The organism is Phocaeicola barnesiae DSM 18169 = JCM 13652, from assembly GCF_000374585.1.
Classification (GTDB): Bacteria; Bacteroidota; Bacteroidia; order Bacteroidales; family Bacteroidaceae; genus Phocaeicola; species Phocaeicola barnesiae.
In genome coordinates, this window is record NZ_KB894654.1 from 97,804 (window position 1) to 112,840 (window position 15,037).

The 15,037-nt window shown below is 46.0% G+C and carries 13 protein-coding genes, 7 tRNA genes, 1 other RNA gene and 1 pseudogene; 7 read left to right on the forward strand and 15 right to left on the reverse strand.

What is annotated here, in order from left to right; all coding sequences use genetic code 11:
- Positions 1–259: 259 nt before the first annotated feature.
- Both rnpB and C510_RS0112165 read left to right on the forward strand, forming a co-directional pair.
- Positions 260–615: RNase P RNA component class A (gene rnpB, locus C510_RS16930), an RNA gene on the forward strand.
- Between the two features lie 28 nt (positions 616–643).
- Positions 644–1,957, forward strand: a complete 1,314-nt coding sequence (locus C510_RS0112165; RefSeq protein ID WP_018711622.1) for a YihY/virulence factor BrkB family protein — start codon at positions 644–646, stop codon at positions 1,955–1,957.
- A 6-nt stretch (positions 1,958–1,963) separates the two neighbouring features.
- Here the strand turns inward: C510_RS0112165 and C510_RS0112170 are convergent, their stop codons facing one another.
- The 10 genes from C510_RS0112170 to C510_RS0112215 form a co-directional block, all read right to left on the reverse strand.
- Positions 1,964–2,572 (reverse strand): riboflavin synthase, encoded by a 609-nt coding sequence (locus C510_RS0112170; protein WP_018711623.1) that lies wholly within the window; start codon positions 2,570–2,572, stop codon positions 1,964–1,966.
- A 34-nt stretch (positions 2,573–2,606) separates the two neighbouring features.
- Positions 2,607–2,819, reverse strand: a complete 213-nt coding sequence (locus tag C510_RS0112175; RefSeq protein ID WP_018711624.1) for a hypothetical protein — start codon at positions 2,817–2,819, stop codon at positions 2,607–2,609.
- A gap of 140 nt (positions 2,820–2,959) precedes the next feature.
- A tRNA-Gly gene (locus C510_RS0112180) sits at positions 2,960–3,032 on the reverse strand.
- A 24-nt stretch (positions 3,033–3,056) separates the two neighbouring features.
- Positions 3,057–3,129, reverse strand: a tRNA-Gly gene (locus C510_RS0112185).
- A 7-nt stretch (positions 3,130–3,136) separates the two neighbouring features.
- Positions 3,137–3,217, reverse strand: a tRNA-Leu gene (locus C510_RS0112190).
- A gap of 38 nt (positions 3,218–3,255) precedes the next feature.
- Positions 3,256–3,331: transfer RNA gene (locus tag C510_RS0112195), tRNA-Gly, on the reverse strand.
- Positions 3,332–3,342: 11 nt separating this feature from the next.
- A tRNA-Leu gene (locus tag C510_RS0112200) sits at positions 3,343–3,426 on the reverse strand.
- A gap of 20 nt (positions 3,427–3,446) precedes the next feature.
- A tRNA-Leu gene (locus C510_RS0112205) sits at positions 3,447–3,527 on the reverse strand.
- Between the two features lie 43 nt (positions 3,528–3,570).
- Positions 3,571–3,643: transfer RNA gene (locus C510_RS0112210), tRNA-Gly, on the reverse strand.
- Between the two features lie 241 nt (positions 3,644–3,884).
- Positions 3,885–5,195, reverse strand: a complete 1,311-nt coding sequence (locus C510_RS0112215) for a cytidylate kinase family protein (protein WP_025892997.1) — start codon at positions 5,193–5,195, stop codon at positions 3,885–3,887.
- 123 nt (positions 5,196–5,318) lie between these two features.
- Between C510_RS0112215 and C510_RS0112220 the strand changes: the two genes are divergently transcribed.
- Positions 5,319–6,197, forward strand: coding sequence for an AraC family transcriptional regulator (locus C510_RS0112220; RefSeq protein WP_018711626.1), 879 nt, complete (start codon positions 5,319–5,321; stop codon positions 6,195–6,197).
- A 170-nt stretch (positions 6,198–6,367) separates the two neighbouring features.
- Here the strand turns inward: C510_RS0112220 and C510_RS16510 are convergent, their stop codons facing one another.
- Positions 6,368–6,889: a hypothetical protein gene (locus tag C510_RS16510; protein ID WP_018711627.1), complete on the reverse strand. Its 522-nt coding sequence runs from the start codon at positions 6,887–6,889 to the stop codon at positions 6,368–6,370.
- A 103-nt stretch (positions 6,890–6,992) separates the two neighbouring features.
- Here C510_RS16510 and C510_RS0112230 point away from each other — a divergent pair, with 103 nt between their 5' ends.
- The 3 genes from C510_RS0112230 (at position 6,993) to C510_RS0112240 (ending at position 11,326) form a co-directional block, all read left to right on the forward strand.
- Positions 6,993–8,168: a clostripain-related cysteine peptidase gene (locus C510_RS0112230; RefSeq protein WP_026320217.1), complete on the forward strand. Its 1,176-nt coding sequence runs from the start codon at positions 6,993–6,995 to the stop codon at positions 8,166–8,168.
- 89 nt (positions 8,169–8,257) lie between these two features.
- Positions 8,258–9,112 carry a helix-turn-helix domain-containing protein gene (locus tag C510_RS0112235; protein WP_018711630.1) on the forward strand — a complete coding sequence of 285 codons (855 nt, stop codon included), beginning with the start codon at positions 8,258–8,260 and terminating at the stop codon, positions 9,110–9,112.
- A 90-nt stretch (positions 9,113–9,202) separates the two neighbouring features.
- On the forward strand, positions 9,203–11,326 hold the full coding sequence (locus C510_RS0112240) for a porin family protein (protein ID WP_018711631.1): 2,124 nt from the start codon (positions 9,203–9,205) through the stop codon (positions 11,324–11,326).
- Between the two features lie 25 nt (positions 11,327–11,351).
- Here C510_RS0112240 and C510_RS16515 read toward each other — a convergent pair whose 3' ends face one another.
- From C510_RS16515 to C510_RS0112260, 4 genes are read right to left on the reverse strand one after another with little or no spacing between them, the layout of a single operon-like run.
- Complete coding sequence (locus C510_RS16515) at positions 11,352–12,704, reverse strand: energy transducer TonB (RefSeq protein ID WP_018711632.1); 1,353 nt, start codon at positions 12,702–12,704, stop codon at positions 11,352–11,354.
- Between the two features lie 33 nt (positions 12,705–12,737).
- A complete protein-coding gene (locus C510_RS16520) occupies positions 12,738–13,217 on the reverse strand; it encodes an immunoglobulin-like domain-containing protein (protein ID WP_018711633.1) in 480 nt (159 codons plus the stop codon).
- A gap of 24 nt (positions 13,218–13,241) precedes the next feature.
- A complete protein-coding gene (locus C510_RS0112255) occupies positions 13,242–13,940 on the reverse strand; it encodes an SIMPL domain-containing protein (protein ID WP_022054373.1) in 699 nt (232 codons plus the stop codon).
- A gap of 32 nt (positions 13,941–13,972) precedes the next feature.
- Complete coding sequence (locus C510_RS0112260) at positions 13,973–14,443, reverse strand: immunoglobulin-like domain-containing protein (RefSeq protein ID WP_025892991.1); 471 nt, start codon at positions 14,441–14,443, stop codon at positions 13,973–13,975.
- A gap of 332 nt (positions 14,444–14,775) precedes the next feature.
- Here C510_RS0112260 and C510_RS17935 point away from each other — a divergent pair.
- Positions 14,776–15,037 (forward strand): annotated as a pseudogene (locus tag C510_RS17935) (IS4 family transposase); the annotation flags it as partial.

Sequence of the window (15,037 nt, forward strand, 5' to 3'; positions counted from 1 at the left end):
TCTAATATTTAATAATTTGTTAATTTCACGTTTGATTTAACTTTTCATTTGCTAAATTAGAACAAAATCCATACAGTTGTATCGCCCCTGTCAGCTTTTTTCCGTCTTTTAACAAAGGATGTCAGGCGGTTAACCGCAGTTAACGGGGTTTTCTGCCAATTTTACATTCATTAATCCGTTCATACCCAGTACTGACAAAGATATTTCTGACAAAGCCTCGGCAGTTTCGGCAAAAATACGTACCTTTGCATTCAGAATAACAGTCGGCCGGCTTGTCGCTGGTACTTCGGTACAAGAGGAAAGTCCGGGCAACACAGAGCATCCTACTTCCTAACAGAAAGCTATCCGCGAGGGTAGAGCCATGCAGAAGAAAAGAACCGCCTCCTCCGGGAGGTAAGGGTGAGAAGGTAGGGTAAGAGCCTACCAGCCGTATAGCGATATGCGGGCTGTGCATCTTAGGAGTTGTAAGGTCATGTAAACCGGCACTAACGAGGGTTGCTCGCCCCACGTCGGAGGGTGGACCGCTAGAACCGTCTGGCAACAGGCGGTGTAGATAAATGACAGGCTCCCCTGCTTGCAGGGAGACAGAACCCGGCTTATAGGCCGGCTGTTATTCTTTTATTCTCTCCCTTAAATTCAGTCCATGAACAAGTCGCGAATCAACAGTTGGCTGCAGTTCCTCACCGATGGTATCTGGCGAGTAACGGAAGATGAAGTCACTCCACTTCAACAGCGCCTCTACGCATGCATCAAAGTCGTATCGTTATCTATCAAGCAGTTCGATGTAGACCGGATTACCGAAAGAGCATCCGCACTGACATACAGTACCCTACTCTCCATCATCCCGATACTGGCCATCCTCTTTGCCATTGCCCGCGGGTTCGGCTTCGATTCCCTTGTGGAAAGCCAGTTCAGGAGCGGTGTAGCCAGCCAACAGGCAGAGCTCATCATTTCCTGGATAAACTCTTACCTGGAGCATGCCCAGAGCGGTATTTTTATCGGAGTAGGCCTCGTCGTCCTACTTTGGACAGTGCTTATCCTGACCGACACCATCGAACGGAGCTTCAATGCCATCTGGCAGGTGAAACGTCCGCGAAGCGTCATGCGGAAAATAACCGATTATTTTTCCATGATTCTGCTTTTACCCATTCTGATTGTAGTTTCCAGCGGTCTGGGTATCTTCATGTCGACCTATATAAAGGATATGGAGAACTATGTGGTCCTGGCTCCGATTGTGAAATTTCTGGTCCGGCTGATTCCCTACGTCCTGACCTGGAGCATGTTCACAGCCCTGTTCATCTTCATTCCCAACACCAAAGTCAAGTTCAGCCACGCCTGGCTGCCAGGAATCATTGCCGGAAGCGCCTTCCAAGCCTTCCAATACTTCTATATCAACAGCCAGATATGGGTATCCAGCTACAACGCCATTTACGGTAGTTTCGCAGCCATACCGATGTTCCTGCTCTGGACACAGATTTCCTGGACCATCTGTCTGCTAGGAGCCGAGATGTGCTACATCAGCCAGAACCTGTCTTCCTTCAACTTCGGGAAGGAGACAGCGAACATCAGCCGGCGGTACCACGATTTCTTCTGCACCATCATCCTCTCCTCCATCTGCAAGCGTTTTGCAGTAGGAGCCTCAGCCTACACAGCCGAAGAACTGAGTAAAGAACACAAGATTCCCATCCGCCTGACCAAAAAGCTTTTATACGAATTACAGGACATGAAGCTGATTCTGGAAACCAGCCATGATGACAAATCGGACGAGATAGGCTACACTCCAGCCATCGACATCAACGTCCTGACAGTAGGAATGCTCCTGAGCCGACTGGATTCAACCGGATCAGAAGCATTCAAGATAGACCGCAAGCATTATTCCTCCTCGTGGGATGCACTGATCAAAGCTCGCGAAGAATATTTATACCGCAACAATAAAATCTTGCTGAAAGACCTTTGACACGGCTCATTTGCCGGTCAGCTGCATCATGCGGCTCAGGTATTTCCCAATAATATCAAACTCGATATTGACTACGCTACCTACCTTCAGCGTATGGAAATTGGTATGTTCGTAGGTATAAGGGATAATCGCCACCTGGAAGCTGTCTTCCGTAGGATTACAAACCGTCAGGCTGACACCGTTCACCGTAACCGAACCCTTGTCAACGGTAAAATATCCCCGTTTGGCCATCTCCGGGTCGAACCGGTAGCGGAACGTATAATACCAGCTTCCTTCCGCATCGGCAATCGCTTCACAGGTAGCCGTCTGGTCCACATGTCCCTGTACGATATGTCCGTCCAGCCGGCCGTTCATCATCATACTACGTTCCACATTCACCTTGTCGCCCGGCTGCAACAGTCCGATATTTGAACGCTCAATGGTTTCCTTCATGGCTGTTACCGTATAAGTACCGTCCTCAATCCGGACCACAGTCAGACAGACTCCATTATGCGACACACTCTGGTCGATTTTCAGCTCGTCTACAAACGAACACTTCAAGGTAAGATGAAGATTCTCCTGATCCTTCACCACCTTCACCACTTCTGCATATTCTTCTACAATACCTGAGAACATATCTAATCTTTTATATCTTTTTTGAATAAACAATTCACTTTACATGAGCCGGAATAGGCTGGCTCCAGACGGTCACGCCTTCCGAATCGACTACCGAAATAAGGCCTCCCGCATAATCGTCGATATAAGAATTTCCCTTCACCAGCATGTCTTCAGCCATGTGAACAGCCTTCTCCTGAGTTTTGATTGAGAATCCCTTGTGATCGCTCGAATTACCATCCGAGAAATAAATGTCATACGTTTTCATATACAAAATTCATTAGCTAGATTGCGCCGCAAACTTACATAAAAACTCCGATTTCCAAAACGTATTCCAGAAAAAAAGATAAGGGAAAGACAAACGGGTATAAAACAAAAAAAAGAAACCGATGAACGATTTCTTCGACGAGCGGAAAACGAGACTCGAACTCGCGACCCTAACCTTGGCAAGGTTATGCTCTACCAACTGAGCTATTTCCGCAATAATTCAAAACAAGATGTAAAGAGCGGAAAACGAGACTCGAACTCGCGACCCTAACCTTGGCAAGGTTATGCTCTACCAACTGAGCTATTTCCGCAACAAAGTGCCCAGAACAGGACTCGAACCTGCATGCCTCTCGACACACGCACCTGAAACGTGCGCGTCTACCATTCCGCCACCTGGGCAATTCGTCTTTCGACTTTACAGCATTTTAAACAACGCTTGGAGCGGAAAACGAGACTCGAACTCGCGACCCTAACCTTGGCAAGGTTATGCTCTACCAACTGAGCTATTTCCGCATTTACAATCGTGAAGGAAATGAGACTCGAACTCACACGACATAACTGTCACCACCCCCTCAAAGTGGCGCGTCTACCAATTCCGCCATTCCTCCAAGACGAGAGAAGAATGTTGTGCCCAGAACAGGACTCGAACCTGCATGCCTCTCGACACACGCACCTGAAACGTGCGCGTCTACCATTCCGCCACCTGGGCATTGATAAAAGCCTTTCGACTTTCGCGCATCCTTCTCTTTGGGAGCGGAAAACGAGACTCGAACTCGCGACCCTAACCTTGGCAAGGTTATGCTCTACCAACTGAGCTATTTCCGCTTATCCTGCAACAACCGGCGATTGGTTTCCCGATTGCGAGTGCAAAGGTATAGCTTTTTCTGAAACCTCCAAAACATAGCGACACTTTTTTATCAGAAAAATCGCATTTTTTCTACAAACGACTGATTTTCAAGCTCACAAAAAGTTTCATGCAGGTACAGGGAACAGGGAGTCCTATACCTATATATAAAAATAAGCACTGAAATACTCGTAAAAAACGAGCCCGCTACAATGCATTTTCCTACTTCGCCGCTACTTTTTTCTTCTCCATTTCCCGATAAATATCCTTCACCAACCGGCAAGCCGTATCCAGACCGATACTTCCCGTATTCAACATCAGCTGATATTGATGAGGACTTCCCCATTTCCTACCGGTATAATATTCATAATGACGAATACGGTTCCGGTTCACCCGACGGATTTCAGCTTCGGCATCTTCCGCAGAAATACCGTAGCGGGTGATGCAACGCTCCACCGCACTCTGCAAATCCGAATAACAGAACACTTTCAACACTTTCGGATAATCCTTCAGCACAAAATCCGCGCACCGTCCCACAATGACACAAGAACCTTCCTCGGCCAAATCCTGCACAATCCGGCTTTCGGCCACAAACAACACGTCATCGGCCGAAAGACTACCTTCCAAAGGTTGTTCGCTGTTCTTGGAAAGGATACACTTCAACCAGAACGAAGGAATAGACTGTTCATTCTTCACGATATACTGCTCATCCATTCCACTCCGTTGGGCTGCCAGGCGAATAAATTCATTGTCATACAGTTTGATGCCCAGCTCCTTGGCAAGCATTTCGCCCAACTGGTGCCCGCCACTTCCATATTCCCGCGCAATGGTGATGACAATGTTTTCACTCCGTTTCGTACCTTCTTCCCGACTACGGAGAGGGTCTGTAATCCACTTGTCCAGGAAACGATAATACGGGCTCACGAAATGCACAATCGGGCCGACCAGCAACGCCGCCACTACAGTACCTTCACGCACCCCGTAAATGCCGGACATGAAAACAAGCGACAAAGTACACGCTATACCCAGCAGCGTAATGTCAAAGCCCAATTTCACATAGCCGAAATCGCCCCGGAATCTGCGGGTAATAGCCTTCACGAAATACTCTCCCGCCATCATGGCAGCATTTGCCTTGACCTCCAAAGCAATACCCAACGCCAGAATGGTACAACCTATCAGCAAGTCCACCACCTGCGAAACATACGATGCCGGTGTAAGCCAGGAAAGCATCATCATAGAAAAATCGATGAACAGTCCGAAACAGAACGAAACGGGAATCTGAAGCAGATACATGCGCAAATCCTCTTTCAAGTCTTTCCGTGTCATCAAGAACAATTCCAGCACCACAAACAAAAGGTTTAGCAGAATAGTCCAAACTCCCATCGTAAAGGGAGTAAACATACTTAGCACATAAGTGACACTGGTAATGGGCGAAGTTCCCAGCAACGCTTTGGTGATGAATGCGATACCGAATGCATTGATGAACAACGAAACGACAAACAGCAGATAACGCCTGAACATATACTTACTCATAAGTCTCTTTTTTAAACATGCCGCAAAGTTCATACTATTTTTCATTTCTTCGGTCGAAAAAGAACGACTTATCTTGGTCGGAAACGAAACAACACCTACCTTTGCGTGTAAAAACCGATACCCATGGATGTTTCTTTCAATGAAGTGATGAAAAGCTTGAGTCCAGGCCTTGTAAAGACCGGATGTCTACAGATAGAGAGCTCGTTTTCAGCCTATGACACTGTCACACTGGAAAAAGGATTCTTCTTCCTGCTCGTCATTAACGGAACATCCTCCGTCAATGACATTTACCATACCTACACACTCTCTGCCCGACAGTTACTGGTAGTGACTCCCAGCGTGCAGGTCCGGCTGACCGGCAAGAGCGAAGATTTCCGTTGCATTTGTCTATACATCGTCCCCGACTACTTCGACACACTGGCTGTAGGTCAGCTGGCCTACAATCAGGTATCTTCCTACATCGGGAATTTCCGCCTGCCCATCTTCCAACTCGACAAGGCACAAACGGAATACCTGCAGAAGACCATGGCTTTATTCACCCCGCAACTGGAAAAGATGCAACTGTATCAGGATGGAGCCATCCGACACCTGTGCAGTTTCCTGCTGTTGCAGATAGCCGATATACTGTATAAGAAAAACCGGGACACTTCGGGATGTGTAAAACGCTCAAGCGAGATTTTCAGGAATTTCAAGCGGTTACTGGTACACCACTACCGCGAGCAGCACACCATCCAGTTCTATGCCGACCAGTTGAACATCTCTACCACCTATCTGTCACGCATCGTGAAACACATCACAGGACGCACCGTCTGTTTCCACATTTCGGAACTGTTATGTGCCGATGCCCGAAAGCTGCTTGAATGCACAGACCTCGACGTCAAAGAGATAGCCGACCAGTTGGGATTCTCGGACCAGTCTGTTTTCGGAAAATTCTTTCACCGCAAAACCGGCATTTCCCCCATCAGGTTCCGGACACAAAAAGACCGGTCCAAAAACGTCTAGACGTTTCAATTAAAACGTGCGCACGCTTTAACCAAAACGAACGCACGCTTCCTATCAAACGGACGTTCGTTTTGAACGACTGAATTTCAGCCTATGCTAGCAGAAAAAGAAAATCTCTTCATCTGAAATCGGAGCCACAAACAGGTAAGATAAAATAAAAGGATTTTTCATCATTTGACAATATGCACAGGCGAGTCTGTTTCTTTCCCGTTCAGATAAACAATGGTTTTCTGGTTCGGTTCGTGATTCTCCCACCAGAAAGAATGGCTGAAAACGATGGTGTCATTCGGAGTTCCGTCGTTCCAGTCAATTACCAGTTCCTGAGGTTCATAATTCCTGTCCCCCGCAAATTCGCCGAACGAAAGCCTGTAACGGCCGTCAGGCCATTGATTGGCATACAAGCCTCTGAAAACAGCAAGAACAGCCCGAGACTGACCATCGGGGACAAATATGGAATCCTTTTCGAATGTCCTTCCCGTCCAAATGGCCTTTATCCCATTATCGGCAATGGACTGCGATGTTTCCGGATTCAACAAATCATTTCCGTCCTTATCAGAGACAGTTATATGAATCACGAAAGGAGCGATATCCCATATCACATCAGACTCCGGTCCATCCGACTCTTCACCGGAACAAGCGGTAAAAGACAGCAGTCCGGACGCAAGAAACAAAACGCCGAGAAATTTCTTCATAGGTTTCAGTTTAAATCATCTAACAACAAAAATAGCTCAAAAAACAGAAAACTCAAAAAAAGATACTACTTTTACACCACTGAAAAACATCAAGAAAAATCTCATGAGAATCACCCATGCAACCCGTATATTGATTGTAATTATCAGTATCTTCTCTTTGGTCGGTTGCCAAAAAGAAGATATACCACCTGTCTCATCAAACGAAAGGACTATCTTCATGTACCTGCCATGGTCTACCAATCTGACCGAATACTTTTATAACAACATTTCAGATATGGAAAAAGCCATTTCCCGACGAGGGCTTCATAATGAGCGGGTGATTGTTTTCCTATCCACCAGTGCATCTGAAGCTGAAATGTTCGAAATCGTATATGAAAACGGTCACTGCCGCAGGGACATGTTAAAGGAATATACGACGCCAGCCTTTACAACCGAAACAGGATTGACGGCCATCCTGAATGACATGAAATCTTATGCTCCGGCAGCCAACTATGCCATGATAATCGGTTGCCACGGCATGGGATGGCTACCTGTTGAACAAAGCCGAGGCAGAGCTATCACAGACTTTGTCTACCATTGGGAATATACCGATGTACCTCAGACCCGTTTCTTTGGCGGATTGACAGCCGAATATCAGACGGATGTCACCACCCTTTCACAAAGCCTATCAAACAGCGGACTGAAAATGGATTATATCCTGTTTGATGACTGCTACATGTCATCGCTGGAAGCAGCCTACGACTTACGTCATGTGACCGACTATCTGATAGCCTGTCCTACCGAAATCATGGTATACGGCATGCCCTACTCCACCATGGGAGAATACCTGCTGGCTGAAAAGCCGGACTATGCCGCCATCTGCAATGCCTTCTACCAGTTCTATTCCAGTTACCAATATCCGTACGGGACCATTGCCGTTACGGACTGTTCCCAATTGGATGAACTGGCAGACCTGATGAAACTTATCCATTCCAGCTATTCTTTAGACAATTCACAGATAACTTACATTCAACGCATGGACGGTTATTCGCCTGTCATTTTCTATGATTTCGGTGATTATGTGCGTACACTGTGCGGAAACGATTCTGAGCTGTATGGTTACTTCATCGCCCTAATGGAAAAAGTCATTCCTTATAAGGCACATACAGAAAGGTTTTATACCGCCTCAAGAGGTCCGATTACAGTGGAGCAATATTCAGGTATAACGACCTCCGAACCCAGCTCGAACAGTAGGACCATAGACTATCCACAGACTTCATGGTATCTGGCAACACATTGAGAGCCATAAAAAGGGGATAATTATTTTTTGTGACAGACTATCCTGAACTGTAAAATTCATTACATTTGCATGAAACAAACCTGACGATTATGAAACACAAACCACTTCCTGTCATTGTATTTCTGACTCTCATGCTAAGTTCCCTATTGGCCGGAAGACACAGCTATTGCACCGCCAAAGAAGAGCTGACAGCCGACCTGAACCAGGCACTGGCACTGATTGTCAAAGAAAAGACAAGGCCTATTGTTACACAAGATACCATCAAAGTGTACAAACAACTCCGTAAGACATCCGGCGGGAAAGTCCTGATAGCCGTTTCGGACGAGCGCTTTTGCCGGTACCTGAAGAACAAACGGCTGAAAGAATCGGCGTTTCTTACTTTCGATGTGGTGGATAATCAGTATACCGGCCATGCTACGGATGAACCGGCCATCTGCAGCGATACCTTGATTGTTACAGACCCGGCCCTTCAAGAGACCCTCGCATTGAAAGGATACACCCGCTTGTCTGCTGCTGCCATATTCGGCCTTTCCGACCAGCGCCTGTCAGCCGGACTGATGGTAGCTGCCTTCCTTTGGGGGATATTCGTCTGGTTATACATAAGAAGAAAAAAGGAAGAAGTAAAAATGCAGGTAGAAAGCATCGGGTTCGGCGGACTGGTCTACTCGGAAACAGACAACCGTTTCTACAATGCCAGCCACGACCTCATCCATTTCACTCCCATGCAGGAACAGCTCATCCGGATGTTCTGGAACGCTCCTTCCCATGCGCTGACAAAAGAAGAAATCTGTACAGCCCTCTGGCCCAAGAAAGACGACGCCAACGACACACTCTATACCCTTATCCGACGGGTAAAGCCCATCATCGAGAGCCATACGAATCTCAGAATCGTAGCCGACAGAGGGAAGAGTTATTCCCTGGAAATCAAAGAACAGGAAAACTGACAAGAGATTGTCAGACAAATGTCAGCTCCCGATTTTGCCGTCTTTGCCGCAGAAGCCTACTTTTGTTCCTGAACAACAAAACAGGAACACATGAAAGCACTCATCAATCTGACAGTAAAAGATGCCTGCCATAGACAGACTTCGCAGAACGGTACCCTGGACAAACGGATACGAACCGTTCTCATATTATCCATGTTTATTGGCTATACAGCCACAGCAACGGCACAAGAAACGGAACAGACGATAGAGCTGAAAGAGGTAGAAGTAAAGGCAGCCCGTGTCGTCCATAAGACAGACGGCCTGCTGCTTTACCCCACCGACGAACAGAAGACGTCATCCGCTTCAGGTTACAGTGTACTTCAACAACTGACTTTGCCGAACATCCGCATCGATGAAGTCTCACATAGCGTAACCGCCATCGACAACAAAGGAAGTGTACAACTCCGTATCAACGGAATCATTGTAGACCAGGCAGAAATGTTGGCACTCGACCCAAAAACCATCAGCAAAATCGATTTCATTGACCAACCTGGGGTACGGTACGGCGACGAAATCGCTTACGTCATCAACATTACAACCCGCCGGAACGAAAGCGGATACACTGTAGGAACCGACATGACCCAATCCCTTACAGCCCGGAACGGCAATTATTCGGTATATGGAAAATGGAATACCGGGAAGAGTGAATTTTCGCTGAATTATGGATTCGGGTACCAGGATTACAATGGCAACCGGATGGAAGAAACAGCCTGGTATCACCTGAACGACGGCTCTGTCTATACCATCCGCCGTAACGACACCGAGTCACGTAGCCGGTATTTCAACAACAATATCAAGCTGACCTATAACCTGGCGGACTCTACCGACTATGTCTTTCAAGCTTCGCTGACCGGAAACTTCAACCACATTCCGGGCAATTTCAACCGGAAAGAGATTCAAGACGGAACGAATGACTATCTGGCTACCCAGACGAACAACAGCCTGTCCCAAAATCCGGTACTGGACCTTTACTATTTCCGACAGCTTACTCCCAACCAATCGCTTACCTTCAATGCTGTAGGTACTTATATAGACACCCGTTCATCCAGCAGTTACAATGAAGGCTCCCCCTACGTATACAATGTAGAAGGAAAGACCTACTCCTTTCTGAGCGAAGCCATCTATGAAAACCGGCTAAAGCCCTTCACCCTTTCCGCAGGACTCAACTACAGCCAGAAATACACTGACAATGAATATACAGGAGATGTTTCCTCGCTCAATCTCATGCACAACAGCCGGATATATGCCTTTTCCGAGATAAAAGGTACATGGGGCAAGTTCCGCTACGCGGCCGGTGTGGGAGTAAGTTACCTGTATTACCGTCAGGATGAACATTCCTATAACCATTGGACTTTCTGCCCCAAAGCCTCATCAAGCTACAACTTTACCGACAGGCTGCAACTCAGTTACAACGTCCAATCCAACGAACGGGTTTCACGGATAGCCATGATAAGCGATGCCAGCATCCGTACCAACAGCATGGGATGGACCGTAGGAAGTCCGGAACTCAAGCCGAACCGAGACACATACCAAACCCTCAGACTCTCTTATGCCGATTCGCGTCTACAGGCAGACCTTCAGGGTTACTACAAGATTTGTCGTCACCCGAACATGGCCGTGTACGAACGGACAGCCAACGACAAGTTCATCTACACACAGCGCAATCAGAAAGAAATAGATGCCCTGCAAGTTTCGGGCTATGTAAATTATTGGCTACTGCCGGAGAAACTGTCCGTGGCCGGCTACGGAGGACTGTTCCGCTGCTTCAATTTCGGAACCGATTACACTCACTGCTATACCTCTTATTTCGTGACAGGCAGTCTCAATGCCTACTTGAGCAATTTCTCCATACAGGCATACGCAGACAACGGATGGCGCTTTCTGGAAGGGGAAACGAAAGGCTATAACGGCTCTGATGTTGCCCTGAAGACCTCTTACCGATACAAGGACTGGCAATTCGCCCTAATCTGGCAACAGCCGCTGATGAAAAGATACAAAATGTTTGAAACCGAAATCCTGAACCGGAATCTACAGAAGCAGATAGCCCTATACAGCACCGACCGCCGCAACCTGGTCAGCCTCAACATCAGCTGGCGCCTGAACAAAGGACGGAAATACCGTACCATCAACAAGACCATCCAGCTGAAAGACAGTGATACGGGAATCATCCGATGAAAAAACGACTTATTTTCCATGCAGATTATTGAAGTCCTTTACCCGAAGGTTCGAAAGTTACCGGAAAAGTAAACCTTACATTCCGGTTCTTTCCGGCCTGTCTTCCCGGTTTCCATTTCGGCATCAGACTGACCATACGTAAAGCTTCTTCATCCAATATCGAGTTTACGCTCCGCAGTACAACAGGATTTGTTACATTCCCCTCCTTATCCACTACAACCTGGAGAATGACACGTACCTTTGTTTCTGCCTTATCATGCCGAAGGTTCTTCCGGATGAACTCCATCAAAGCAGGCATTCCACCGGGGAACTCCGGCATTTCTTCTACCACCTGATAAACCATTTGCTCATCGGTCTGAGGAACTTCCACATAATTCCTGCCAGTAGTTTTCGGAATCGGAGTTTTCCCGGCCCGTCGGGCTTCTTCGTAATCATCTGTCAGACGGAATTCCGCCATCATCCGGATATTTTCTCCTGATTCCAAAGACACCTCATAGAAGAAACGGTAACGCCCCGGTTTATTGTCATTGACCGCAGGATATAACCTAGCCACAAAACGATGTTGTGAATCCGGCTTCAGCACATAAGCAATATCATTCGCAAAGGTATTGATAGGCAACTCATACCATTGTCCGTCTGCTCCCTCGTAAGTGATAAAATAATGTTCGCCACAGGTAATCTGTCCGTTACTCCGGTTCAACAGAATGAATGAAGCGGTATCAGCCGTATCCGGATAAACGGTATATTCGGGATACAAGCAAATGCCGTATACTTCCGATGCTCCGGTCGTATTGTTTCGGACAGGCTGCTCTGGTCCGAAGAAACGGATGGCAGGCGAATCCATCAACAGCCTGCGGAACTCCGCGCGGGCCTCCGGAGTGTTACGGATAAAAGTCACATCAATGTAATGTGCCGTACTCCCCCAACTCTTCATATTGGTTTTCAGTTTGCTTTCCGGCAATGAATTAAAGCGACTGTTCAGCTTATCTAAAAGACATTGAAGCTGTTTCTCTGAAAAAGTACTGTCCGTCAGCTGCTCTATCCGGAAAGCTTTGCTACCCGATGTCTTTTCCAGCGTCTGCCGTGCCGACGTTGTATCTCCCCGCACCTGGAAAACCAATGTATTCCCGTCAAAATACCGTCCTTCCAGAAAGTCCGGACATCGGGAACTCCCAATGAAATCTCCGATGAGGTTCGGATTATCCCCGTAAGCCTTGGTCAAGGCCTCAATGATTTTCCAACCTTCGCTCTGGTCAGGAATCTGTTCCTGAGAAGGCGGTTCGGAGACCTTCGTCTCTTTTTGTGCTGGTTTTCCAGTACAGCTTACTACTAAAAGGAAACCAATTACCCAAAAGCAATAGAATCTTACCGTTTTCATTCCATTAAGACTTTTCGATTATAATGACTATTTTTATTTACCCACCACATTAGTGTCCCATAAACCGAACTCAGCCATGAAAGTATAACTTCGGTCGTATCTCCAAACATCGAAAAAGAAACGATATCGGCCTGGTAAGTTCCTATACAAATCTGCATAGATATACTGTTTACCCCCATGCAGAAGTACATATTCCACCTCAAAAACGACAGGTCGTTTCGAAATCTCCCTCCATATACCCGCCTCATCTTCATACGTATAACGATAATCCAAACCGTAACTGATATTCATACCACTTTGGTTGGACAATACAAAGATAATCTGTTTCTGTCGGGTAGAATAGACAGGGTATTCAGGATGTAAGGAGATTCCCAATGTATCGTTGAGACCCACAGTATTGTCTACAGCCCCTACAGGAAGTATTTCCTGTTGTCTGTCCGACTTTTTACAGCTACAACCAGCCAGACCTAAAATCAGGCATCCGCACAACAATATGAAACATTCCGCTTTCATGATTCTCTATCCATTTAAAACTATTCAATCTGTAATTTCAAACCGTACTTGCATAGAGTAATACTTTTTTATCGTGCGGAAGCCGTCGAACGAAACTGCATCAGAGGCACGGACATTACTCTGTGCACTGAAAAACGAGGACATTCCTGCATTGCCATCCTCTACAATACGAATTACCTCCCCCAGTTTCTTTCCCAGCGCCTCCACCAGATAAGCAGCCTTCCGTTGTGCTGCTTTCAGGGCCTCTATTTTCCCTTTCTGATGATAAACCAACATATCCTTGTTTTCCAGTTCTCCGATACGCATGGTATTCACACCTCTGGTATCAATACGTTTCACGATTTCATCTATCTGCTTGAAATCGGTTAATGTAATGTCGTATTTCTTGGAAACCAGAAAATCCTGTCCCTGTCTGCGCCAATAGTCCCCCACCTCTTGTGTACGGACAGCTTCTTTCGGAATCCCCACATCAATCAATACCTTCCACAACTGCTGCTCTATCTGCCCTAAAGGTACTTTTGTACGATATTCCTCCGACTTGGACTTACCGTCGAACTCCTCTTCAAAATACTCCCGAATTTCAATAAGATAATGAATCTTATCCGGCACAATTTCTATTTCTGAAGTGCCCGTCACCTCAATATAACGGTCATTCACCTCCTGAGCTTGCAATGTACACGCTGCAAACCAAGCCAATACCCCTAACAATAATTTTGTTCTCATAACATAATATTTTTCCGTGAAACAATTTTCCGTTATTTATCTATCCAAAACTCGGCACTTACTGTAAGTTCTTTCCTCCCGTCATGGAATGATTGAATAATCCGATATTTTCCGGATGTAATTCTATAGCAACTGACAGGATAACTAAAACAATAATAATCAGGAGCAAAGTTTAACTGCATACCTACATCTCCAAAGCCATACATTCCATTCATCTTTGCACCCATCCACGAACCGTTTTCCCATTTCTGCAATGTCCAGTCACCACCAAAAATCAGCGACTTACGCTTAGGATTCAATAGGATTGCATACACATTCTTCGTATCAAGCGGATAATGGTTCTGTATCATATTCATCCGCACAGTAGTCCCCAGCGTATCACAGTTCAGGCATTGTGCATCGGCAGGTCCAATCTGCATAACCTGTTTTTTTGATGTCGTGCGATTGCATCCCAGTCCGTATATTGCCATCATCGCCACGAAATAAATATACCAGTTTTTCATACTCCACACATTTTTATTTAACCTCAAAACTGTCTGTCAAAAGAATATCCTCATCACCTCTACTAAATGATTTCTGAACACGGTATTTCCCTTTTGGAATGCAATATTCATTCCATTTTAATTAAAACAATTATTCCTTTTATCTATTTCATCAGTATCGGTTTATCACACGGTGTATAGCCGATAACCAGCACATCAGTTTCCGGATTAACAATAGTATTCAAGTTTCGCAAGTACTCAAATAATGTAATAAAAAAGGCTAAAGAGTTTGATAATTCGATGATTATCACTATATTAATGTCGCCAAACAAAGGATATAGCACCCTTTAGCCATGAACAAAAATAGATATATTATCGGTGAACTCCAAGAGTTTTTTGCAAAGAATGACTCTAGCAAGGCAATAAACAGCATATCAACCATTATGAACAGCATAAGGATACAAAGCAAAGTCATCGGGTCAGTTAAGAATCCGAATTGCAAATTCACCTGTCTTCAGGTGTTGCAGCTGCTTGTTCTGTTCCCGTTCTTTTCAATTAAGAATGCTGCCAACTATTCGTCTTCTGCCCTGGGCAAGATGTTTGTCTGCCACAAAG